Origin of the sequence: Methyloceanibacter marginalis, assembly GCF_001723295.1 — a bacterium.
Classification (GTDB): Bacteria; Pseudomonadota; Alphaproteobacteria; order Rhizobiales; family Methyloligellaceae; genus Methyloceanibacter; species Methyloceanibacter marginalis.
Genome location: NZ_LPWD01000095.1, coordinates 1 through 3,903, shown reverse-complemented (window position 1 = coordinate 3,903; position 3,903 = coordinate 1). Strand labels below are relative to the sequence as shown.

At 64.9% G+C, this 3,903-nt stretch carries 3 protein-coding genes and 1 pseudogene; 1 reads left to right on the top strand and 3 read right to left on the bottom strand.

Going from position 1 to position 3,903, the window contains the following annotated elements; all coding sequences use genetic code 11:
• Both AUC71_RS04315 and AUC71_RS04310 read right to left on the bottom strand, forming a co-directional pair.
• Positions 1-682, bottom strand: a pseudogene (locus tag AUC71_RS04315) (hypothetical protein); the annotation flags it as partial.
• Positions 683-900: 218 nt separating this feature from the next.
• Complete coding sequence (locus tag AUC71_RS04310) at positions 901-2,181, bottom strand: hypothetical protein (RefSeq protein WP_069623271.1); 1,281 nt, start codon at positions 2,179-2,181, stop codon at positions 901-903.
• Positions 2,182-2,373: 192 nt separating this feature from the next.
• Between AUC71_RS04310 and AUC71_RS04305 the strand changes: the two genes are divergently transcribed.
• On the top strand, positions 2,374-3,237 hold the full coding sequence (locus AUC71_RS04305) for an SDR family oxidoreductase (protein WP_069623270.1): 864 nt from the start codon (positions 2,374-2,376) through the stop codon (positions 3,235-3,237).
• A gap of 19 nt (positions 3,238-3,256) precedes the next feature.
• Here AUC71_RS04305 and otsB read toward each other — a convergent pair.
• On the bottom strand, positions 3,257-3,903 hold a 647-nt coding region (otsB, locus tag AUC71_RS04300; RefSeq protein ID WP_069623269.1), incomplete at its 5' end, for a trehalose-phosphatase.

Below are 3,903 nucleotides of genomic sequence, written 5' to 3'. Positions count from 1 at the left end.
CATCCTGAGGTGCGAGCGAAGCGAGCCTCGAAGGACGGCCGGGCACCTCACCATGACGCGTTATAGAGTCAGGGAACGCTGAGCCAGAGCGCGGCGAACAGCCCCGCTGCGCCGGACAAAAGGCCGATGATGAAAGCCGACAGCACGAGGCCCGTCGGCGAGCGCGAGCGTCCGGTTCCGCAAACAGCCTCTGGCGCGGACCCGGCTCCAAGATCGCCGCTTCCATCCGCTCCCGGCGCACGATCTCCCGCGCCATATAGGTCGTGATGCGGTCCGTCACGTCGGCCACATTGCTCGCGCTGAACAGCGTGCGTCGGCCGTTCTCGCTGTTGCGGATGAAGAGATAGGCGCCCGAGACGTCGTCAATGGCCACATAGGTGAAGAGATCGATCCACAGCCGCGCCGGGCGGCTCGGCACAAGGGCGAGACTGAAACGGTCGTCCTGCTTCGGGATCTCGGCGAACACCGTCTCGAGCTCGGCCTTCAGGAGCTCGAGCCGCGCGATCTCGCCGTCCCGATGGTCCGCGGTCATATCGAGGCGCTCGGCCTCGTCCAGACGGGCTTTGCGAATAGCCTCGCGCAAAGACCGGCTCGCCGCCGGATGCGCGATTGCCTTGACGCTCTCTTCCATCCCCGTAATGCCCTCACCGTTCTCTTTCTTGGGCTCAGCATAGCCCGCCAAGCGGCGGAAATGCGACCCGAAATCCGGGCCGGAATACTTGGGAAAACCGGCTTTCGGCGGCGCGACCCCGCCCTCCGCGACCCAGGGCGCGTGGCTGGGCTTGGGGCCCTGCTCGAAAGGCCGCGGCCGCGGGTTGGCGGGAAACTTATTGGGAGGCGAGTACAACGGAGGCTCTCGCATCGTCGAACCATTTGTCGATGGCCGTGTCGACGCTGGCCTCAAGCCCCGACTTCCAGGCGGTGATGGTGGCGTCGAGCGCCTCCTCGTTGGCGGCGACGAAGCTCTCGCGATTGATGGCCTCGTTGGCCTCGTTGGCGAGATAATCGATGGCGATGCCGATCGCCACGCCGATGGCCGCGCCGATCACCTGACCGCCCACGGGCTGGACGGCAGTACCGACCGCCGCACCTTGCAGCGCCGGCGTCGCGCGCGTCGCAGCGAGGTGCGACCCGCGCCGACATCTGCCCGAAACTGCGGGCCGCAATGCCATTGATCGCGCGGCCCAGAGTAAGCGCGCCGACCGTGCCGCCCGCCGCCGCCGTCCCCACGCCGACCACGCCGTCGAACGCGCGATCTTCCATCAGATAGGTGGGCGCCTTCCACTTCTGCGCATCCCAGTCGAGCTTGACGTTGGTCATCGAGGTCGTCGCCGGGATGTCCTCCATGTGGCTCGTGTTCTTGGCGAGGAACAGCTGAAGCCGCATGTCGCCATTGGCGATGACCCGGCGGTAGCTGTCATGGGCGTGCCGCACCGACTGTTCCACGCCCGCGGTGATGGTCTGGTCGCGAAGCTCGGGCTTCAGCACCTGCTCGGTGTAATTGCGCAGGAAATACGTCTCTACATCGGCCTGGATCGCCTCCGAAAGCGACTCGTACTTGCCGGTCTCGAAGAAGCGGCTCACGGCGGACGAGATGGTCTCCTTCAGCACCACGTAGGAGCGCTTCCAGGCGAAGAACCAGTCGGCGTAGGCGGCGATGGTCTGCTCGCGGTCCTGAAAGGCGAGCGCGAAACTGCGGTCGATGTCCTGGTGCGCCGCTTCCTTGATGCGCGCGCGCTCCTGATCGAGCATCAGGATAGTGTCGTTGACGAACGCGTCCGTCTCGGACTTGCTCGCCACGACCCGGTGCAAGGTCCCGTCGACGTCCTTGACGACGAGATCGACCGCGTCGGCCGGCAGGCTCTTGCTGGGGAAAAAGACGTCGAACATGCTCTGGTCCAGATGGACCGCGGCGGTGTGGTCGAGGTGGCGGTAGTAGCTGCGATAGAAATTGGTCCCGAGCGACAGCAGCGCATAAGCGATCAGCACCAGCCCGATGGCGATGCCGATCGGCTTGAGGAACATCCCGAGTGCCGACGGCTTGACGATTTTCTGCCTGACCGCGCGCGCACGGCGGCCAGCCTTCGCCGGCTCGTGCGAAGACGTATCGTCATAGTCCGCCACATCGGCGCTAGAAGTTGCGACAAGGGCGGTGCCCTGCCGTGGCATGTCGTCCAGCATGTCTTTTGACACCTCGGAGCTAAAAGTTAAGCGCTCCCCCCGGACCCCACCTCAATATAGGGGCGGATCGGCGCTCTTGTAAGCTTTTTGGGCGCGATCCGGCGAAAAGCGTTAGCGGCCGCAAGACCTTCATGCAAAGGGAACTTCACGTCCGGCTCTCTGGTTTCCCTCAAAACAGATGGAGTCTGCGTGATGCTGGAATCGGAGAAGCAAGGCGGGCAGCCGCCGCAAGAACAAGACCGTCAGCCCGGGCGCGAAACGGAGATGGTGCCTCGGCCGGAGTATGAGCCCCGCTACGCCGGCGCGGGCCGGCTCGAAGGCAAGTCCGTCATTGTCACGGGCGGCGACAGCGGCATCGGCCGCGCGGTCAGCGCGCTGTTCGCCCGGGAAGGCGCGAAGATCGCGATCGTGTATCTCGAGGAAGACAAGGACGCTAAGGACACCAAGGACCTGGTGGAGCGGGAGGGTGGCAAATGCCTCTTGATCAGGGGCGATATCGGCCAAGCGGCCTTCTGCGCCGATGCCGTGAAACAGACACTCGACCTCTTTGGCGGCCTCGATGTGTTGGTCAACAATGCCGCCGAGCAGCACACCGACGAGGATCTGGAGGACATCAGCGAGGCGCAGCTCGAGCGGACCTTTCGCACCAATTTCTATGGCTACTTCTTCATGACACAGGCGGCGCTTCCGCATCTCAAGCAAGGCGCGACAATCGTCAACACGGCCTCCGTCACCGCCTATCGCGGCCAAACCCAGCTCATGGACTATTCCGCGACCAAGGGCGCGATCGTCTCCCTGACCCGATCCCTGTCACAAGACTTGGCTGGCAAAGGCATTCGCGTGAATGCCGTCGCGCCGGGGCCGATTTGGACGCCGCTGATTCCCGCCAGCTTCGATGCTAAGAAGGTCGCAGAGTTCGGCAAGCACGTGCCCTTGGGCCGTGCCGGGCAGCCGAACGAAGTTGCGCCCTGTCACCTCTTCCTCGCCTGCGCGGACTCTTCTTATATGACCGGACAGGTCCTGCACCCCAATGGCGGAGAAATGGTCGGAAGCTGACCATCCGCTCTTTCGGCGTTCAGCCCCGGGCGGCCAGCCTGGAAATCCAGTCGAACAGTTCGTTGCGGTCGGTGCGGTATTCGGCTTGCGTGTTGCCGTCGTCGATCTTGATGGTGATGCCGCCGAGTGCGTTCACCACGGCGAAGGCATGCTCGTCCGTGACGTCGTCACCGGCGAAGATGGGCGTCCGCCCCTTGAACGGCGCCTCCTCCAGAAACGCGCGCACGGCCACACCCTTGTCCACGCCCTGGGGTTTGAGCTCGAACACCATCTTGCCCGGCAAGATCACGAGGTTGGGGTTTTTCGCGACCACCTCTTCGACAGAAGCGGCGCACGCCTCCGCAAGGTCCGGGCGCTGCCGGTAATGCAGCGCCACGGACGAGCTCTTGCGCTCCAGGATCAATTCGGGATTCGCATCGGCCAGCGGCTTCAGCATACGGTGCGCCGCTTCGACCGCCTCGGCGCCGTTGCCGTCGGCATGGATCCGCCCCGACGCGTCGCGCCGGACCGAGCCGTGCTCGGCCGCCGTCGGCAGGGCCAGCGGCGCGAGAAAGCCGTCGACCACATCGAGAGGACGGCCCGTCACGACGGCGACAGCGCCACCGAATCGATCGTCCAAGGCGCGGAGCAGATCGCGCACGCGGGGCTCCACCTGCACGAGATCGG